General features: G+C 58.0%; 14 protein-coding genes and 3 pseudogenes. 4 read left to right on the top strand and 13 right to left on the bottom strand.

Features of this window, described 5'->3' with window-relative positions:
* Window positions 1–204, bottom strand: a pseudogene (locus KHW85_RS03425) (hypothetical protein); the annotation flags it as partial.
* Window positions 205–255: 51 nt separating this feature from the next.
* Entirely contained in the window at window positions 256–582 is a 327-nt protein-coding gene (locus tag KHW85_RS03420) for a cation transporter (RefSeq protein WP_291458800.1), read from the bottom strand.
* Between the two features lie 176 nt (window positions 583–758).
* On the opposite strand from KHW85_RS03420, the pseudogene KHW85_RS03415 reads away from it, so the two are divergent.
* Window positions 759–857 (top strand): annotated as a pseudogene (locus KHW85_RS03415) (IS3 family transposase); the annotation flags it as partial.
* Window positions 858–956, top strand: a pseudogene (locus KHW85_RS03410) (IS3 family transposase); the annotation flags it as partial.
* Between the two features lie 70 nt (window positions 957–1,026).
* On the opposite strand, the gene codA reads toward KHW85_RS03410, so the two are convergent.
* The 4 genes from codA to KHW85_RS03390 all read right to left on the bottom strand — a co-directional run bounded on the left by codA (window position 1,027) and on the right by KHW85_RS03390 (window position 7,410).
* The gene (codA, locus tag KHW85_RS03405) at window positions 1,027–2,331 is read right to left on the bottom strand and encodes a cytosine deaminase (RefSeq protein ID WP_291458799.1); all 1,305 of its coding nucleotides are present in this window, start codon (window positions 2,329–2,331) and stop codon (window positions 1,027–1,029) included.
* A complete protein-coding gene (codB, locus tag KHW85_RS03400; RefSeq protein ID WP_291458798.1) occupies window positions 2,328–3,587 on the bottom strand; it encodes a cytosine permease in 1,260 nt (419 codons plus the stop codon). The genes codA and codB overlap by 4 nt, the downstream gene beginning before the upstream one ends.
* Window positions 3,588–4,085: 498 nt before the next feature.
* The gene (locus KHW85_RS03395) at window positions 4,086–5,828 is read right to left on the bottom strand and encodes an alpha-glucosidase (protein WP_291458797.1); all 1,743 of its coding nucleotides are present in this window, start codon (window positions 5,826–5,828) and stop codon (window positions 4,086–4,088) included.
* Window positions 5,815–7,410 carry a glycoside hydrolase family 66 protein gene (locus KHW85_RS03390; RefSeq protein WP_291458796.1) on the bottom strand — a complete coding sequence of 532 codons (1,596 nt, stop codon included), beginning with the start codon at window positions 7,408–7,410 and terminating at the stop codon, window positions 5,815–5,817. Before KHW85_RS03390 ends, KHW85_RS03395 begins: the two co-directional genes overlap by 14 nt.
* Before the next feature lie 193 nt (window positions 7,411–7,603).
* On the opposite strand from KHW85_RS03390, the gene KHW85_RS03385 reads away from it, so the two are divergent.
* Window positions 7,604–8,737, top strand: a complete 1,134-nt coding sequence (locus KHW85_RS03385; RefSeq protein ID WP_009748127.1) for an ROK family protein — start codon at window positions 7,604–7,606, stop codon at window positions 8,735–8,737.
* Window positions 8,738–8,858: 121 nt separating this feature from the next.
* Here KHW85_RS03385 and KHW85_RS03380 read toward each other — a convergent pair whose 3' ends face one another.
* The 4 genes from KHW85_RS03380 to KHW85_RS03365 all read right to left on the bottom strand — a co-directional run bounded on the left by KHW85_RS03380 (window position 8,859) and on the right by KHW85_RS03365 (window position 14,372).
* The gene (locus KHW85_RS03380; protein ID WP_009748128.1) at window positions 8,859–9,812 is read right to left on the bottom strand and encodes a carbohydrate ABC transporter permease; all 954 of its coding nucleotides are present in this window, start codon (window positions 9,810–9,812) and stop codon (window positions 8,859–8,861) included.
* The gene (locus KHW85_RS03375; RefSeq protein ID WP_178704464.1) at window positions 9,812–10,735 is read right to left on the bottom strand and encodes a sugar ABC transporter permease; all 924 of its coding nucleotides are present in this window, start codon (window positions 10,733–10,735) and stop codon (window positions 9,812–9,814) included. Before KHW85_RS03375 ends, KHW85_RS03380 begins: the two co-directional genes overlap by 1 nt.
* Before the next feature lie 225 nt (window positions 10,736–10,960).
* Window positions 10,961–12,214 carry an extracellular solute-binding protein gene (locus tag KHW85_RS03370; protein ID WP_291458795.1) on the bottom strand — a complete coding sequence of 418 codons (1,254 nt, stop codon included), beginning with the start codon at window positions 12,212–12,214 and terminating at the stop codon, window positions 10,961–10,963.
* Complete coding sequence (locus KHW85_RS03365; RefSeq protein ID WP_291458794.1) at window positions 12,198–14,372, bottom strand: TIM-barrel domain-containing protein; 2,175 nt, start codon at window positions 14,370–14,372, stop codon at window positions 12,198–12,200. Before KHW85_RS03365 ends, KHW85_RS03370 begins: the two co-directional genes overlap by 17 nt.
* 190 nt (window positions 14,373–14,562) lie before the next feature.
* On the opposite strand from KHW85_RS03365, the gene KHW85_RS03360 reads away from it, so the two are divergent.
* Window positions 14,563–15,669 carry a LacI family DNA-binding transcriptional regulator gene (locus tag KHW85_RS03360; RefSeq protein WP_291458793.1) on the top strand — a complete coding sequence of 369 codons (1,107 nt, stop codon included), beginning with the start codon at window positions 14,563–14,565 and terminating at the stop codon, window positions 15,667–15,669.
* Window positions 15,670–15,851: 182 nt separating this feature from the next.
* Here the strand turns inward: KHW85_RS03360 and KHW85_RS03355 are convergent, their stop codons facing one another.
* From KHW85_RS03355 to KHW85_RS03345, 3 genes are read right to left on the bottom strand one after another with little or no spacing between them, the layout of a single operon-like run.
* Window positions 15,852–17,558 (bottom strand): CTP synthase, encoded by a 1,707-nt coding sequence (locus tag KHW85_RS03355; protein ID WP_291458792.1) that lies wholly within the window; start codon window positions 17,556–17,558, stop codon window positions 15,852–15,854.
* Between the two features lie 11 nt (window positions 17,559–17,569).
* Window positions 17,570–18,217: a response regulator transcription factor gene (locus KHW85_RS03350; protein WP_019126685.1), complete on the bottom strand. Its 648-nt coding sequence runs from the start codon at window positions 18,215–18,217 to the stop codon at window positions 17,570–17,572.
* Between the two features lie 50 nt (window positions 18,218–18,267).
* The gene (locus tag KHW85_RS03345; protein WP_019126686.1) at window positions 18,268–19,428 is read right to left on the bottom strand and encodes a histidine kinase; all 1,161 of its coding nucleotides are present in this window, start codon (window positions 19,426–19,428) and stop codon (window positions 18,268–18,270) included.
* Window positions 19,429–19,489: the final 61 nt, after the last annotated feature.

The raw sequence follows: 19,489 nt of genomic DNA, 5'->3' as shown, positions 1-19,489 counted from the left end.
GCTGTGCCCGGCGTGTTCGCCGTGACCATGAACCTGGTGGTCTTCGTCCAGGACGGAGTGCGGGTGACCGTGGTGCATCGCCTGGCCGTGGGTGTCGGCGTCTGCGTGGTGTTCGTGGCTGGCATGATCCGGGTGGTGGGTGTGGTCTGTTTCCGGAGCGAGGTGATCACCACGGTGATCACCGGAATGGTGGGGAGTGCTCATGATGTTCCTTTCGCTCAAGCCGGTCGGGGTCGAGATGATGGGTGAAATCGATCAGGATAAGACGGTGTAGCCGGTCGCCTCGATAGCCCGGCGAATCATCTCCGGAGGTACGACACCGGTGACCGTGACGGTGGAAACACCACCAGCAGCGAGATCAACCTGGACGTCGTCGACCTGGGGGAGGGCCTGAAGGGCCTGGGTCACGCTTTTCGCGCAGTGCCCGCAGGTCAGGCCGGTGACCTGGTAGCTAGAGGAGGACCCTCCTGCTGACGAGTCGCTGGCGGCAGGGATGGAGGCGGTGTCGGCATGTGAGGCAGGTCCGCAACAGCTGCAACCGTGGGAGGCCATCGGCAAGAGGCGGGGCGGGGAGGTGATCATGGGAAAGCTCCTACGGGTCAGTGGGATGCGGCGATGTTGCTCTCCAGCATATACCCCCCGGGGGTATATGCTCAAGGGGTGGAGGGCACGGCCCTCACGCGGGGCAGGGCGTGGTCACCGAGCAGCCTCCTCACTGTCGGGAGGGGACAGCGGGAGGCGGAGGGCAAAGCTTCAAGAACATCATCGGTCGCGACTTCAAGGCGACCGGTCCCTGGCAGAAATTGGGTACCGATGTCACCGAGTTCAAGCTCTCCTTCGGTAAGGCCCACCTCGCCACCTACATCACACACTGGAACACAACAAGACGCCAAGTAAAGCTCAAGGGCCTGACTCCGGCAGAATACCGGGATCAGGCCCTACGGGAAGCCGCATAACGGCTACCATTAAACGCGTCCAAGTTTCGGGGCGCAGTTCACACCTGACCCCGGGACTTTTATGCAGACCTCAGAAATTCACCGTGCGCACCACGGCCTCGGACTCGGTCAAAACCCGGCCAGCGCGGAAGTTTGCCAGAACGGGAGAACCAAAGCTCAGCGCGTGGAACCAATCCTCAGCGTCCAGCACAATGAAGTTCGCCGTGTTTCCAACCTCGATGCCGTAATCGGAGAGATTAAGCGTGCGCGCTGCATTGTGAGTGATGAAGTTGTAGGACCCGGTGATCTCGCTGCGCGCCATCATCTGGGTGACGTAGAGGCCGTTGAGTACGACATCTCGCAAGTTTCCGGTACCCATGGGGTTCCACGGATCCTCAATATCATCCTGACCGAAGGAGACGTTGATTCCTGCCTCGGTCAGTTCCTTCACTCGGGTGACGCCTCGGCGCTTCGGGTAGGTATCGACGCGCCCCTGCAGGTGCGTGTTGACCAGCGGATTCGATACGAAGTTGATCCCGCTCATCTTGAGCAAGCGCACCAGACGCAGGAAGTAGGCGTTGTTATACGAGTGCATCGCGGTCGTGTGCGAGGCGGTCACTCGCGGCCCAATCCCGGCCTCGAGCGCGCGCGTGGCCAGGGTTTCCAGCCCGCGCGAGGCCTCGTCGTCGATTTCGTCGCAGTGCACGTCCATGAGCAGTCCGTACTCCTGGGCAAGCTCGACTGCGAAGTTCAGCGAGGACACGGAGTATTCGCGGGTGAACTCGAAGTGCGGGATGGCACCGATTGCATCGACACCCATTTCGGCCGCGCGACGCATGAGGTCGCGTCCGTTCGGGAAGGACTCGATGCCCTCTTGCGGGAAAGCAACCAACTGCAGGGTCATGGAGTCCTTGAGTTCCTCACGCAGGTCAATGAGCGCGCGCAGGGCTGTCAGGTCCGGGTCAGTGACGTCGACGTGCGAGCGCACGTACTGGATACCGAACTGTGCCTGCTGGCGAAGCGCCCGGCCCGCGCGATCCTTGACGTCCTCGTAGGTCAGGGTCTGCTTGCGCTCACTCCACACCTCGATGCCCTCGAACAGGGTGCCGCTTTCGTTGTAGCGCGGCTGTCCCGAGGTGAGCGCAGTGTCCAGGTGCACGTGCGACTCGATATAGGGAGGCAGAACCAGCTTTCCCGTGTAGTCGCGGACCTCTTCGCCTTCACGAGGCGTCAGCCCCGCGCCGATTTCGGCGAACTTTCCGTCCGTGATGCGAATGTCGACTCCGGCGGGGCCATCTTCAATGCGGACACCCGTGATGAGAAGATTTGCGCCTTTTGCTCCCATTGCCGAGGCCTGATTGCGGGGTGCGCTGCTGCCCTGAGTATCCGCGCTCATCGACGGATTCCCTTCTCGATTGCGCTTCCGACGAAGTAGACGAGGATGGCGACGACCATGGCGTTGATCGAAACGATGCCAAAGCCCGGAGTCAGCCAACCGGTGAGCGCACCCGTGATCAGAGCGACGATCGGTGCCCATTTGACCTCGGGGTCATCTGATCCCAGATCCATGTAGCTGCGGCGACGTGCGAAGTAATCGGCAACCAGAACTGCACCGATGGGGGGCAGGGTGGCATTGAGCAAGCTGAGCCAGCCGACAAAGTTGTCGTAGAGCCACAGGGCTCCAAGGGTTCCGATGATGCCTGCGACCAAAACCAGAGGCTTCTTGTTGATTCCGGTGATGTTCGCGTAGCCCAGGCCGGTGGTGTACAGGGCGTTGTTGTTTGTTGTCCAGATGTTTGCGCCCAAGACGATCAGCGCAGGAATCAGCAGGCCCTGAGCGATCATTACGTAGAAGATGTCGTCCTTACCGGTGAAGGCTCCACCAACCGCTCCGAAGGTGAACATCAGGGTGTTACCGATGAAGAATGCGATCACAGTGGTGATGACTGCCGAGGTTGCGGACTTTGCGAAGCGAGTGAAGTTGGGGGTTGCGCTACCGCCGGAGACGAAGCTTCCGATCACGAGGCCGATGGCTGCAACGGTGGTCATGCCTTGGTTTTGGCCGAAGACTGCGGCAATACCGCCGCCTGCGTTGACCGCACTGATCATGGAGTAGCTTCCGAGGATTGCGATCAGAGGTACTGAGACGAAGGAGACGATCTCAATGGCCTTGATTCCGAAGTAGGCCGAGGCGGTCATCAGGCCGCCCGCGATGATGACGACGGGCCACGCGTTGATGTGCAGGGTCTCAGCAGTGGGGATTGCGAACATCGCAACGCCCACGCCAAACCACCCCATCTGAGTGAAGGAGATCAGCGCTGAGGGCAGGAAGGAACCGATGCGGCCAAAGGTGCGACGGGACATGAGGTCGAAGCTCAGACCGGTCTTTGCGCCGATGTAGCCCAGCGCACCCGTGTAGACCGCAAGGATTGCGCCACCGATGATGACTGCCCACACGTATTGGGTGTAGTTCAGGCCGTTTCCGAGCTTGGCACCGACGCTCATCGAGGCCGAGAAGAAAGTGAAGCCGAGCATAACAAAACCGACGGCCCAAAATGACCGTCGGTTCTTTGATGGAACTGCTTCAAATGAGAAGTCATCATCATGTCGAATGACTTCTTCTTTGTGTCGTTCAGGTGCGATTGTGCTCATCGGTTATCCTTCCAGGTTCTGAGGTTTCGTAGCGCGTCGTTCGTTATCTGTCTTGTTTGGTCCGTCACCTCTGTCACCTAGGCACACCCGGTTTTCCTGCATTCGCAGACTGGGTAATGGCGTGATGAACAGGATTGGATCTAGGCCAAATTGTCAATAGATTACCGCGCGCAACGCATCCAGCGCAAAGTTCAGCACTGTGACTCTGCACGCATCAATTCCAAACCCTAAGATAACCTTTGATTAACCTAAAAACTACCTGATAATAAGACTGTGGCCCCATCTCTCCCTCCTAGAAGATGGGGCCACAGCCTGATGGAACACGAACAGCTAACATTCGCGTTCCGCTGTCAGTGTGCACGGATTGTCAAATGCTTGAGTGGATGACATTCCACTTTTCGGAAGAGTCCCCCTGAACTGCCAGAGTTTTTTCAGTCCTCGCATTTTGTACTTTGCGTTGACTCCAACTAGGACCAAGCTCCAAAAGGCGGCGAGAACTCAGGCAAGGAAAACCCGCGCCCTCCACGGAGCAAGGGGCGCATCCATCTCTTCCCAGACATTTGCATTGGTCAGAACTGGGACAAACTCCGACGCGGCCTCGGAAATGTCTGAAGGAAGCGACAGCTGGGCATCACGCGAGGAAAGATTTCCAATAACTATCAGCTCGCGTTCACCTAGAACTCGGCGATATGCGAAGATTTCACGGCTTCCCGCATCGATGCGCTCAAAACTTCCGTTGGCAACCACTGCCAAGCGGTGACGCAATTCGATCAGAGCCTTGAAGTAGGCAAAGACCGAGGTCGGATCGCCCACCTGCTCGGAGGCATTAATCACCGGGTAATTCGGATTTACGGCAATCCACGGCATACCCTCTGTGAAACCAGCGTGCGTAGAACCATCCCACTGGACGGGGGTTCGCGCATTGTCGCGACCCATGGCACGCAAACCGGAAAGAATCGTCTGAGGATCTTCCCCACGTTCGACAGCCAGGCGATAGTAATTCGTCGATTCGATGTCTTCGAAGTCCTCAATTCCTTCGAAAACAGTATTCGACATGCCAAGTTCTTCGCCCTGATACACGTAGGGTGTCCCTCGAAGCAGGTGAAGAGTGGTTGCCAGTGCAGTTGCACTGTCATACCAGTACTTTTCATCACCGAAACGACTCACAGTCCTTGGCTGGTCGTGGTTGCACAGGTACAGACTGTTCCAACCCCTCTCAGCAAGGCCTTCTTGCCAACGTGTCAGGCAATCAGCAAGATCTCCCTCTTCCAAGGTACGACGACCAAACTTTCCTTCGGGAAGCCCCAAAATGACGTGCTCAAATTGGAAGATCATATTGACTTCGCGCCGCGCGGGATCGGAATACAGGTGCGCGTTTTCTAATAGGACGCCGGGGGTCTCTCCAACGGTGAAAAGAGCGCCGCGACCAACGAAGACCTCGCGATGCATTTCTTGAAGGAATTCATGCAGGCGCGGGCCTTCCATATAGAAGGGGCTTCCATCGGCCAGAGCTCGACCGGGCGCAGGAGTTCCATCAGGCAATCCCGGGACCTTCGAGATCAGGTTAATAACATCCATACGGAAGCCATCGACACCTCGGTCCAGCCACCAGCGCATCATTTCGTAGACGGCCTGACGAACTTCTGGGTTCTCCCAGTTCAGGTCTGGTTGCTGCTCCGCAAAAAGGTGCAGGTAGTACTGCCCTGTCGCCGGATCATACTTCCACGCCGGACCGGAAAAGAAGGACTCCCAATTCGTTGGTTCCGCTCCGGGAGTTCCGCCTTCAAAGCCCGGCCGCGGATCGCGCCAGTAGTACCAATCGCGCTTGGGATTATCCACTGATGAGCGCGATTCAAGGAACCACGGATGTTCATCCGAGGTGTGGTTGACGACCAAGTCCATAACCAACTTCATGCCCAGAGCGTGAACATCGGCAATGAGCTGGTCGAAGTCTTTCATGGTTCCGAAAACCGGATCAATATCCTGGTAATCACTGATGTCGTAACCGTTATCAGCCTGTGGCGATCGATAGATCGGCGAAAGCCACAGGACATCAACTCCCAGCTCTTTCAGATAGCCCAGTCGAGAGCGGATTCCCTGGAGGTCCCCAAAACCATCACCATTGGAGTCTTGGAATGAGCGCGGATAGATCTGATAGACAACCGCGCTCTTCCACCATTCATCAGCCGGAAGCTCGCTTAGGGCGTTGGTTTTGGGAAGTGAAGCCTCAGAGAATAACACGAAGAACCTGCCAAACTTGTAGCGGCGGGAGATCCACCTTTGCCTGCGCTCCCTCACAGTGAACACGAAGTTCTTCTAGGTGTCCACTACCGTCTGGGTCCGCCACGAATACGCGGGGAGTACGCCCCGCGCAACAGCGCAATGTCAGTCGTCCACCTTCAACAAGAATCCCTGAACGCTTAGGCCCATCCCACAGTGTGTCCTTTTGCCCCACCAGGTTAATGAGGTGAACAACCAATCCGTGGGGTGTCGTCGTCACTCGCCTCCACACCGCCCCTTCCTTGGGATCTTCCGTCACGCACAGATTGTCGTAGGCAACCTCAACATCCTCATTCAACGGGCCCGCAAATGAATCGGTTACTTCCGCAATTCGCGGATCCATCAGGATTTCATCGTGTTCAACCAAGAAGTCGTACCAGCGCTTGAGCATCTCCACGGTGCTGTCAGCAGCCTTGTGGTTATTGACGTAGTAGGGGTCGACGAGGACGTTTCCTCCTTCTCCCGCCAAAAGCTGGGTTGCTCCATGAGAGAAGAGCGTCGCCATGGTGAGTTTGTTAGCCTGCTCCGATTCTTCTGCCGAGGCCTTGGAGTAGACGCTCTGGTAGGCGGCAAGAACCACGGGCTTACCTTGCGCAACGCTTCTGGCTCGAGCCGCGACACCCGCGAGCGCACCCAGCGTTGTGATGGGAGCCCACGGTTCGATGTACACAGCATCTTGGGGAGTGCCGGCAGTGGCCCAGGTCGGAAAATCGTTGACATTGTTGAAAACAAGGACGGTGTCTGGAAGCCCATTGCGCGCAGCGTTGATCATGCGCGTGAAGCTCTGCGACAGGTCGATCAATTCGCCGTCGGCGCGAGTTGCATACTTTGGGTATCCGTATTGATCCAGGTGGAAGCCCTGGAAGCCCACCTGCTCAACGCACTTTTGAAGGTCGCTGACAAAGTGGGCAAGCCATTCCCTGGCGGCAGGGTCAACAATCTGAAGGAAACCACCCAGTTCATAGGGAGTCCCATCGCACTGCATGAGTGCGGCATCCTTCCACTGATCCCACTCTTCATTTCCGACTCCATAGACAGCGGCGTACCCGAATGAACGAGATCCAGCCTGCGCCAGCGCACGGATCAGGCGACGAACTGTTTCCAGTGAAATCGGTTGGTCAAGAGGATCGAGATAGGTCTCTCCCCCACCTACAAGATCCGCATGGCGGTAGGCCCAGTCATAGAACTGAATGCCGTTGAGGTGAAGCTTGCGCGCCAAACGGGCTACGGCCTCGACGTCCTTATCGGGGGCATAGCTGGCAACGAAACCGTAGCGAAGTCGCTGACGGGTATCGTCAAGAACCTGAAGAGCGGTGGAGGCAAGGACCTCGTCCCCGTCACACAGCAGAACGCCGTATCCGCCCTCTTCCAAAGTGCCAAAGGAAACGGACTCACCCAGCGGGGGTTCGGCCTCAGCAATAACAAGGCCAAGGTGGGTCAGACGCAAAGTGGCGCTGGAAGGAAGGGGCGAATCGGCAACAATGTCGATTCGTACATCGTCTTTGACCTGAAAGGCCGCGGAAACGGGAAGAAGTTCGAACATGGGATTAAATCCTTTCACTGCACCAGCCCTCACCTTCCTTAGACTTCTCTGCGTCATCGCACTGGGTCTCTTCGTGAGGCGGTCATCATTGGCCACTGGAGGTTATTTCACCAAATAAAAATACTTGCGTCAAGTGTGTGATCTATAGTCTAATTACTCTGCTATTTATTTAATTTGGTAAAGAAAGGCGCTCATGATGGGGTGGCAGCCTCAGGATGAACTTGCGCAGAGCGTGGCACTTGAAGTCCTTCTTCACGGACCACTGGGCCGCTCCGAATTAGCCCGCCGTCTTTCGCTGGCACCCGCGACGCTCACCCGCATCAGCACCGATCTGATCGCCTCTGGACTCCTCACCGAAGTACGCAGCACCCGCACCGGCGCATCTGGCCGTCCTTCGATCCCCCTAGCCGTCGTTCCAGATAGCCATCATTTCCTGGGAATCAAAGTCGCCGACGACTGCCTCACCGCCGCGGTCATTAACCTGAAGGCACAGGTCTTAAGCTACGATCAGCTTCCTCTTCCCACGCACTCCCCCAAGGACGTCGTTGAAGGCATCTCCTCTTTGGCAAGCCAGGCCGAAAAGAGTTTCCGCATCGACGCGATTGGCGTGGGCATCGGCGGTGTCGTCACAGACCAAGGCATCATCCGATCCGCGCCTTTCTTGGAATGGGAAGATGTCGACCTTGTCGGTCTTTTGCGCGAACACATCAAAATCCCTGTTTTCGTCGCCAATGACCTAACGGCCTACACGCAGGCGCAGCACTGGTTCGATCTGGGTGCACAACACCGGAATTTCGCGGTCCTCACCCTGGGAATCGGCACCGGTTATGGCTGCGTGGCAAACGGGCGGCCGTTGGAAAATCAGGATTCAGGCATCGGTTTGGTTGGGCACTGGCCCCTCGACCCGCTGGGCCCACTGTGCTCGCAAGGGCATCGGGGCTGCGCAGAATCGATGCTGACAACCCCCGCGATTACCCGCTCTATTTCAGAAGCTCTGGGCCGTGAGGTCAGCTGGAGCGAAGTGATCTCTTTGGCCGAGGCCGAAGACCCCGCGGTTTCCGCCGTCTTGCGAGCGTCGGGATTGGCACTTGGGCGTCTCATTGGCGCAATCGCCAACCTCACGGCTCCGGAAGTCGTCATTATCGGCGGCGAAGGCGTTGCCTTGGCATCGCTGAGCAATCGATGGATGCGCCAGGGCTTAGCGGAAACCCGTGACCCACGAGCCTCGCTGGTCAAGATCGAATTGGCCTCGCCAGCGAATGAAACCTGGTGCCGAGGAGCAGCGGTTATCGGGCTCCAGGGCTACGTGTCCAAGCGCCGCTCCTAAGAGCAACTCGGCCCAGCCTCGGCAACGCCCTCTTCCTGCCTTTCAGGCACAAACTTGGGGGCATCGGCCCACACACCGACGCCCCCAAGCAACTCACCACCCAACTTTTAGGGTCAGGGTTTCACCCCTTCGTCGCGCCGCCGGCAAGGCCGGCAACGATGTACTTCTGAAGGGCGACGAACAGGATCAAGACGGGGATCGCAATAACCGTTGCGACGGCCATCAGGTCATTCCAGTTCGTTGCGTACTGGCCAATGAGTCGGTTCAACGCAACCGTCAAAGGCTGCAGATCCGCCTTCGTGAGCAAGGTCAAGGCAAAGGTAAATTCACCCCACGTCATCAAGAAGGAGAAGGAACCGATCATAATGACACCGGGACGAATCGTCGGGATGACGACTCGGACAATGGTTCCAATGATGCCGAGTCCATCAAGTCGCGCGGCCTCTTCAACTTCCTTGGGGAACTGCTTGAAGAAGGGGCGCAGCATGATGATCGCAAAGGGTAGTGTTCCCGTCACATCCGCCAAGATGATCGAGGGAAGGGTGTTGACCATTCCAGCGTGACGGAAAAGCACGAACATTGGAATCGAGATTGCGATCGCGGGGAGCAGCTGGACAACACTGAGCAAGATCAACATGCCCGTTGTGATTGTGCTTCTCATTCGCGCAATTGCGTAGGCCGCGGGAATTGCAAAGAGCAGCGTCAGCACCAAACATCCGGCTGCGATAATTGCCGAATTTCCCAGCGCCTTCCAGATCCCGAAGTTGTCGCTGAAAGCGACCCTGAACGAGGCCAGGGTTGGGTTTTGCGGAATCAGGTGCGGGGGCTGCGCAAAGGTTTCCATCTGCGTCTTGAAGGCCGTACACACCATCCAGTAGACGGGGAACAGGTAGAAAATTGCCATGACCCACGCGAATGCGGATTTCCCAATCCGGACGCGTCCCTCGCGCTTTTCGCGCTTCGTCTTCGCTAAGCCCTTTGCTCCCGAGGCGGCGGAAAGCGCTCCGCCCTTGGGTGCACTTTCGTCCGTCACGGTCTGGACTTTTTCTTGAACTTCAGCGGTCTTCTCAGACATCACTGGTCCTCCTTATCCAGCGAACGAACGTAGAACCACGACAGAGCCAGCGGCAAAACCATGGTCAGCATTGAAGCCGCAGCACCGTTACCGAAGTCGAAAACCTTGAAGGTCTGCAGGTAGGTGAAAATCGGCAGGGTTGTTGTCGCCTCGACAGGACCGCCCTTGGTCATGGTGTAAATCAGGTCGAAGACCTTGTAGGTATTGATGACGCCCAGCAAAAGCAGTGAAATCACCACGGGACGCATGAGAGGTTCGGTGATGGAGAAGAAGGTACGAATCGGGCCAGCGCCATCGACCTCAGCGGCCTCGTACAGGCCGTCATCGATGGTGTGAAGGCCTGAAAGGATCAGCAGCATATTGAAGGGCATGCCAACCCACAGGTTTGCAACGACGATTGCAATCATTGCGGTTGTCGGGCCGGTCAGCCACATCACCGGGTGATCAATAATGTGCAGGCTCATCAAGAAGTAGTTGATCACGCCGAAGTCAGAGTCGAACATCCAGCGGAAGATCGTGCCCGTCACAACAGCGGGAAGGATCCACGCGACCAATAGGAGCGCGCGAATGATGCCGTTACCCGGGAAAGGTTTGCGGAAGAACAAGGCCAGCGCGTAACCAACAAGGAATTGCAGGGCAAGCGAGGCAACTGTCCAGATGATGGAGAGCTTCACGCCATTCCAGAAGCCTGGGCTCTTCACCATCGCTTCATAGTTCGCCAGGCCCGTGGGGTGATAGTCACCCGAAATGAGGTTTGCGCCGTTCGCGTCAGAGATGGACAGCCAGATGTTATAAATCAGGGGGACAACAAGAAAAATCGTTATGTAAATCAGTGCGGGTAACGCCAGAAGCAGTCCTAGGCGCCGTGTTCGCGCCAAAGAACGTGATCCGTCGTCGTGGCCCGCTGTTTTCGTTCGCGCCATCGAAATTCACTCACAGATCCGAGGTTTGTGTGGGAATACTGTTGTGGCCTGGCGGGCTCAGCGGCCTGCCAGCACCAAAACAGGGATGTTTCCCCACGCGAGCGGGAGATTCGCTGCGGCTTCAAGCCGTTGCTCATCGTTGCGTTCCCACTCGCGCGGGGAACTTTATGTGTGTGTTGGTTGCCTAGGCGCGATCGCCCCAAGCAAACCGGTTTCTTGCGCTACTCAGTTCTTGGGCAGCAAGGGGTTGATTGTGTCCGCGGCCTTCTTTGCTGCGGCCTCGGGGGTTGATGCGCCCGTCAAAGCTTCCTGCATGGACAGCTGGATTGCCTCGGAAATCTTCGGGTAATCCTTGCCGTACGCACGTGCGTGCGCGTCAGCAAGCTGGCTTTCGAAGACCTTGAGCTTGGCATCGTTCGAGAGCTTGAGCTTGCCCTGCAGGTCGGGGCGAGAGGACAGCTGGCCGGAGCCATCGCAGTAGATCTTGGCGCCTTCTGCGCTGGTCAGGAACTTTGCGAGCTTGACTGCTGCATCAGACTGCTTGGCACCGTTCATGACGACAACGTTTTCGCCGCCCATCGAGGTTGCTGCGCGCTTGTCCTTGGGCAGAGGTGCAACATCCCAGTCGAACTTGGCGTCCTTGGTCAGGGTTGCCAGCTCCCAGGGGCCATTGATCATCATGGCGGACTTGCCGGTGATGAACTGGGTACGTGCGTCTTCCTGGGTGTAGTTCGAAACGGCCTCGGACATGGAGCCGTCATCGATCAGGCCACGCAGGTAGGCCAGAGCGGTTGCGCCAGAGGTGGCGTAATCGTTCAGGTCACCGCCGGTCTGCCACACGAAGGGCAGAATCTGGAAGGTTGCGGACTCGGACTTCACGGCCGAGATCGCAAGACCCTTCACGTCACCCTTGGTGGTCTTCTTTGCGACGTCCTTGAGGGATGCCCAGTCGGTCGGAACCTCAACGCCTGCGTCCTTGAGCATCTGCTTGTTGTAGTACAGAGCCAGGTTGTTGGAGTTGAGCGGAATACCGTAGGTCTTGCCCTCGTAGACGACCGAGGACCAGGGGCCATCGAAGAAGTCAGACTTGTTGATTCCGTCGTTGCTCAGGTCCTTGAGCATTCCCAGGGATGCGAAGTTCTGGTTGTCGACAACGTCGACGACTGCGACATCGGGAACCTGACCGCCGACCGATCCCTGAAGGATGGACTTGGACAGGTCTGCAAACGCAAAGGTGGTGCGCTTGACCTTGATGTCGGGATTGGCCTTCTCGAACTCAGCGATCGATGCATTGATCGAGTCATTGGCGGTTTCACCGCTCAGGTAGTCCCACATCTCAACGGTTACTTGACCGCCGGATGCGCTGCCGGAGTCGGCCGAATCCGTCTTCGTCCCGGAGCATGCTGCCAGTCCCAGTGCCATAACTCCGGCACCGAAGAAGGCAATCCCGCGCATTGCGCGCTTAGATGCGTATGCCATTCTTTCTCTCCTTTGAGTGTCGATAGTTGTCCGTCAACCAACTATCTAGATCCGTGTTTTCACGGATGAATAATGGGATGCACTCCAGTGGTGCATCGATGGTGAGTTCACTTCCGCCTTCGAAAGTCTCACCAAGCATGTACGAGGCCGTGGCCTCTTGATCCTCGCCGCCGCGGCTTGGGGCGATAAGAAGTTGGCGCCACCGCGCACCTCGGGGAAGGTAGACGCGGGCAGTGCGGGAGCCGGCCTCGGTAATCGGGGAAACCAAGAGGTCGGGACCCAAAAGGAACTCTCCGTCCCAACTCCAACAGCGCTCATCCTCGGGGAATTCCAGGAAAAGGGCGCGCATGGCGGGGATTCCGCATTCGCTGGCCTCGTCCATCACGCGAGTGAGGTATGGGCGCAGGGTTTCGCGCAGGAGGATGTAGCGGGAGCAGATATCCGCGACTTCCTCGCCGTAGGACCAGATTTCGTTGGGGCCGCCGGGGTTTTCCGAGGCCACATCTTCGCGGGGTTCGCGGTGTCCGTGAACGCGCATGAGTGGGCAGAAGGTTCCGAATTCGAACCAGCGGGCGAAGAGTTCCTGATATGCGGGGTCGCTGGCGTCGCCTCCGTGGAAGCCGCCGATATCACTGGTCCACCAGGGGATTCCTGCGATTCCAATGGATTGCCCAGCTCGCACCTGCGTGTAGAGGGCCTCCCAGGTGGGGCCGATATCTCCGCTCCACACGGCGGCGCCGTATTTTGCCTGGCCTGCCCAGGCGCTGCGGCACAGGGTCAGGAATTCGTCTTCGCCCTCTTCACGCATACCTTCCCAGATCATGCGGGCATTCTCGCGTGGGTAAAGGTTCGAGACATTCAGGCCCTTTCCCGCATAAAAACGCAGGTTAGAGGGGTGACCGGGATTGAGTTCAGGCTCGCAAGCATCCAGCCAGAACACCCGCACGCCCAGATCGAAGTAGTTGTTCTTGAGCTTGTTCCACACGTAGTCGCGCGCGGCGGGATTCGTGGGGTCGTAGAAGGCGACGGGAAGCGGGCGATCCATTCCCTTATCGCGGAAGGTTTGGTGGTATTCAACTCCGGCCTCGGTGCCGACCAATAGACCTTTTGCGCGGATTTCTGCATCGGTTTCGGCAAGGGGGGAGACCGTGGGCCACACGGAAACCATGAGCTTGGTGCCCATTTCGTCCAGTTCGGCCATCATCGCTTCGGGGTCGGGATATTCGCTTGGGTCAAAGCGCCACTCCCCCATGGCCGGCCAGTGGATGAAGTCGGTGACGATCACAGATAGGGGCAGGCCGCGGCGCTTGTATTCGCGCGCGACATCCATGAGTTCTTCTTGGCTGGTGTAGCGCAGCTTGGATTGCCACAGGCCAAGTGCCCACTGGGGAATTCGGGGCGCGTGGCCCACCGCGTCAGCATAGGACTGGAGGATTTCCTTGGGAGTGTCTCCTACGCACACCCAGTAGTCGATCCATTCGCTTGCCTGCGCAACCCAGCGTGTGGCTTCTTTGGCGAATTCCACGCGGCCAACGCTGGGGTTGTTCCACAGGAATCCATAGCCCTTGTCTGAGAGGACGAATGGGATGGAGACTTCGCCGTTTCGCTGGACCAGATCAGAGACGACACCCTTGTGGTCAAGGAAGTCGTAGGAGTGCTGGCCCATTCCGTAGAAGCGCTCGGCGGGGTCCGAGGCAAAGCATTGGTGCACTTCATGTCCGCCGAAGCCCGGGTAGATTCCGTGGGCGCCCGGCCACCAGAAGTGTTCGGGGGCTTCACGCAGGATGGATTCGCCGTCCTTTTGGAAGTCCAGAAGGAATCGGGCAATTCCGGTTCCGCCGTCAAGGTTTGCGACCACGCTGATTCGTCCATTGGAAAAGACTTCTTCGGGGCGGTCGTAGCCGGGGATTTCACTGACAGAGCAAGGTTCATTCCCGGTAGCCTCTGCCGAAGCCAGGGCAAGCGGGTCCGCGGATGCTCCAGAGGTCGCGCCGAGGCCACTAAGGGGTGCGGCCTCGAGCGCGCCCAGTCCCTGGGGGAAGTTCGCATTGGGGCCTATGCGCACGCGAAGTGCATTGCGACCCCAGGCCTCAATGCGGATGAACTCGTGCGCATAGGAGAGTTCGACTGCGCCCGGGTACTCCTTTTTCGTGTACACCTATGACTCCTTAGCGAAGAGTACGAATACGTATTCGCTCCATGCTTCTATGCAGGAGATTTTCTGGTAATATCCATTACGCATACGTATTCGTCATGTAAAAATTTTTTGCGAGCATCGCTGCTCGCGTGTGATGTGAAACTCAAGATAAGTTGTAAAAGCGTTCCTGTCAAGAGAGCAGGAGGAACTGATGGCACGCCAGCCAACCAGTAGAGATGTCGCAAAACTGGCGGGAGTCTCACAAACCACGGTCTCCTACGTCATGAGCGGCAGACGGACAGTGTCTCCGGAGACGGAAAAACGTGTCCAAATTGCAATGAAGGAACTGGGTTACCAGCCTCATGCGGGTGCTCGTTCACTGCGCTCACGCAAGTCGCGAGTACTGGGAGTTGTCATCCCCTACCACGAGGGTGCGGATGGGGCGGACCAGCACTACATGCTGATCTCACTGGCACAGCTCTTGCGCGAACATGATTTTGATCTGCTTTTGATCACCGCGAACGAGGGGGCGGCTGGGCTACGCCGTGTCATGACGACTGCGCTGTGTGATGGTCTGTTCATCATGGAAGTTCGCTTCAATGACCCCCGCCTAGAGGTCGTGGCCGAGGGAAAGATTCCCACGGTTTTCGTTGGCACTCCCGGGCTTGGACCCTTTAGGTCACCGATCCAGTCCATTGACGTGGACTATTACGAGGCCGGCACCCAGGCAGTGCACCGCATTCGGGATGCGGGGGCGCGGAATGTTGCTTTCGTACACTCGGCCAGCGCAGATGTGCAGTCCTTGAACTTCGTCGCGCAGTTTAAGCAGGCGGTTGTGGATACTGCCGGCGAGCTGGGGATTCCCCTTCTGTCACGCACCTGCGGGACTGGAATTCAGGCAATTCGCCACTTGGTCGGCCAAATTGCCGGTGAGGGACGGGTTGATTCCTACATTCTGGGGCCAACGATTTCCGCTGATGACTGGTGCAATGCGCTGATGGATTTGGGAATTAGACCGGGGCGCGATGTCTCGCTGGTTGCCAGCGGATGGCATGCGGAGCGAGCCCACTGCCTTTTCGATGTCGATCATTTTGATACCCGGCCGGATGAGCTTTTGAGACGAGCGGTTGAGATGCTGGTTGCCCAGATCGATGGGGAACCCAGGAAGGAAGCGGACGCAGATACCGATATTGAGGGACATGAGACTGTCCCTGCGGAAAATGTCGAGGCCAAGATCCGTCGCCCCGTGCACGGATTGACCTTGCTTGATCCAATCTTCGTGCCTGGAAATACGGTTATTGGGGCCGATCGGCCGTAGCGCACGCACCTTTTCAAACAACATCAATCCCCTGCTCTGCCCCATCTCCTGGTTTAGCTCGTCGAGTCCTGACATATGAGCGTTCATAGGCCAGGAATCTGTGAGCTAAACCAGGGATGACGGAGCTAAAGACGGGAATAGCGCAGGAATGACGGAGCTAAAGCCCTCAGACCCTACAGCCCTTACTTACGCCCGCCGCGCGCAGCGTAGTTTTCTGCGTGACGCGCGAGTGCGGCGCGAACCAGGCCCGCGAATAGCGGGTGAGCCTTCGTCGGACGCGACTTGAACTCGGGGTGCGCCTGAGTTGCCACGTAGTAGGGGTGCAAGGAACGATCCAGTTCAACAAACTCGACCAGGTTTCCATCGGGTGATGTACCCGAGATGTGCAGACCAACCGATTCCAGCTGATCGCGGTAATCATTGTTCACTTCAAAGCGGTGACGGTGGCGCTCTGAAACCTTGGTCTTCCCATAGGCCTCGGCAACAATAGAACCTTCCTGAAGGACCGCGGGGTATGCGCCCAATCGCATGGTTCCGCCCAGATCGCCATCGCCCTCAACAATGTCGACCTGCGAATCCATGGTGTGAACAACCGGATCCGGCGTCTCGGGATCCATTTCCGTCGAGGAAGCTCCAGCCAAGCCCAGCAGGTCACGCGCGGCCTCGATCACCATGCACTGCAAGCCCAAGCACAATCCCAAGGTCGGGATCTTGTGCTCGCGTGCCCAACGCAGCGCTCCCAACTTGCCTTCAATGCCTCGGATACCAAAACCACCGGGGACGATGATCGCATCAACGCCACCCAGAGCCTTTTGCGCGCCCTCGGGGGTTTCACAGGTGTCGGAGGCAACCCAACGCAGGTTAACGCGAGCGTTATTCGCAAAGCCACCGTGCTTCACGGCCTCGGAAACAGAAAGGTAAGCGTCGTGCAGGTCAATGTACTTACCAACCAACGCAACCTCAACGCGGTACTTCGGCGATTCAACGCGCTCAAGCAGCTCGTTCCACTCGCTCCAGTCCACGTCGCGGAAAGTCAGGCCAAGACGCTGAACAAGGAAGGCATCCAAGCCCTCGCGATGCAGCGTCGGGGGAACCTCGTAGATCGAGGCCGCATCCTTACATTCGATGACAGCATCCCGGTCGACGTCGCACATGAGTGCAACCTTGCCCTTAATTCCCTCGGGCAGCGGGCGATCCGTACGCAGCACCAGCGCATCGGGCTGAATACCGATGGAGCGCAGCGCGGCCACAGAGTGCTGGGTCGGCTTGGTCTTGAGCTCACCGGCAGCGGGAAGGAAGGGGATCAGTGCGACGTGCACAAAGGCAACATTGTCGCGGCCCAGGTCGGCGCGCACCTGACGCGCAGCCTCCAAGAAGGGCTGTGATTCGATATCGCCAACCGTGCCACCGATTTCGGTGATGATGACATCGGGGGCATTGCCCTCGGCGTCGGGCACAGCCTGGGCACGCATGACGCGCTTGATTTCATCGGTGATGTGAGGGATGACCTGGACGGTATCGCCTAGGTATTCGCCGCGGCGTTCCTTTGCAATAACCGTGGAGTACACCTGGCCGGTCGTCGCGTTCGCCGCGCCGGAGAGGTTCACGTCCAAGAAACGCTCGTAGTGGCCGATATCAAGGTCGGTTTCCGCGCCATCTTCAGTGACGAAAACCTCACCGTGCTGGAAGGGGTTCATCGTCCCGGGATCGACGTTGATATAGGGGTCAAGCTTTTGCATGGCGATGCTCAAACCGCGCGAACGCAGCAGACGCCCCAGCGAAGAGGCCGTCAAACCCTTACCTAAAGAAGAAACCACACCTCCGGTGACGAAGATGTGGCGAGTAACGTTTTCCTGCGTCTCTTGGCGACGTCCATAGCTGTTTACCATGGAATCTCAGTTTACAACCACCCGTTTTCTGTTGCTACCTTGAGTGCTTCAGCTCTCGTTCGCGCGTGGGTCTTATCCATCGCCGAGCTCACGTAGTTGCGCACCGTCCCCGCCGACAACATGAGCTCCGAGGCCACATCCTCCACGGTCCCTCCGCTTTCAAAAGCGCGCAGAACTTCAACTTCGCGCGCGCTGAGCGGGCTTTGACCTTTCGTGAGCGCATCGACCGCGAGCGCAGGATCGACCGTGCGCAGTCCTTGGGAAGTTCGTCGGATTGCTTCTAGGAGCTGCTCGGCCGGTGCGTCTTTGACAATGAATCCAACGGCTCCCGCATCCAATGCGCGCTGGACGTACCCGGGACGCCCGAAGGTTGTCACCATGAGGACTCGTGCATTCGCCACGCGGTCTTTCAAGGCCGCGGCTGCACTGATTCCATCCATTACGGGCATTTCGACGTCCATAATGACGACCAGTGTCGACGCGGCTTTCGCAGCCTGGTCACCGCTGGAATTCTCAGCGTTATAGGCCTCGACTGCGGCGATGACCTCACGACCATCAGCGGCCTGAGCGACGACGCGCATATCGTCTTCCAAGTCAATGAGCGCGCTCAAGGCACCACGAATCAAGGCCTGATCATCGGCCACAATCACGTGAATCATTGGTATTCCTTTTGCGCGCCAGTACTTGACCCGCCAATTCTACCTTCCGATTAGGCGGACTCCCCGCGGAAAGTCAGGCGCAGTGTCCACGTATTCCCCTGGCTCCCCCACGTCATCTCCCCTTCCGAGGCCGCCCTCTGGCGTAGTCCTTCCAATCCGGCTCCTCCCCCTGCCGAGGCCTGTGAATAGCTGCGTGAATACCCGTCGTTTTCCACCAGGACCTCACCAGGAGTCAGGCGGACGCTGATTGTGGAGGGATGAGCGTGGGTAATCGCGTTGGCAGTCCCCTCTCGGATGACATGTGCGGCCAAATTTGCCCTGGGACCGGGTGGTATTTCTCCTTGGATATCGGCGGTAAATTCGATTCCCGCTTGCTCGCATAGTTCACGGGCCGACTCGACCTCTTCCTCGGCGGACAGGCTTCGCGAAGCGGCGATGATCCCACGCAGATCTTCTTTCGCCTGGCGGGATAACTCCAGGGTCTGCGCAATCTGCTCACTGGCCTCGGCAATCTTTCCCACGGAGAGCAAGCGCTGGGCAAGCTCATTCTTCATGGTGATGACCGTCAGCGAGTGACCCAGAATATCGTGAAGATCCCCGGCAAAACGCAGGCGTTCGCGCTCACGAACCAGGCTGATTGCTTGGCGTTGACGTTGTTGCTCTGAGTGGCGATTATCGAAACTGCGGCGCACGGCCAGGGTTAATCCCAAAACCATCAGCAGCGCGATGATCGCGTAGCTCAAGGCCACCGCGTCGATACTGCCAATAGGCAACAAGATGGCAATGACTTCCCAGCCGACAAGTGCCACTAGGCCGGGAACCACATATCTCTTGGGAGCTTGAAGGTTCCAGCCTGCGATCGAGTAGGTGATGAAAAGGGCCGAGGTTACTCGCGATGCGCCGGCGACAACCAGGACGAGTCCCAGTGCAATCACCAGGGCCAGCAAGATCCCGTGCGAGATCCACATTTTCTTGGTGATGCGCGCTCCCCATTCAGGGGTCGGATTGACGATGTAAATTGCAATATCAGCAGCAGCAACGCCAAAGGTCAGAGTGAGGATCAGCGCGATCATCCCGGGGGATTCAACGGAAGGAATCATCCCCAAGGGAAAGGCCAAGAACGCCAGGTAGGGCAGCGCCCACAACACCGCGGACAAGCGCGGGTGGCGCTGTGACCACGAGGCATCTGTCCCCTGAGTTTTGGTGCTCATTCCGGTCCTTCCCCAGTCATTGGCAATGAAAGTAGTGCGAGAGCGCGCCCGATTGCGCCGG

Source organism: Actinomyces sp. oral taxon 181, assembly GCF_018370895.1.
Lineage (GTDB): Bacteria > Actinomycetota > Actinomycetes > Actinomycetales > Actinomycetaceae > Pauljensenia.
Note: the sequence above shows the minus strand (reverse complement) of the source record. Positions and strands in the feature narration are given on the sequence as shown.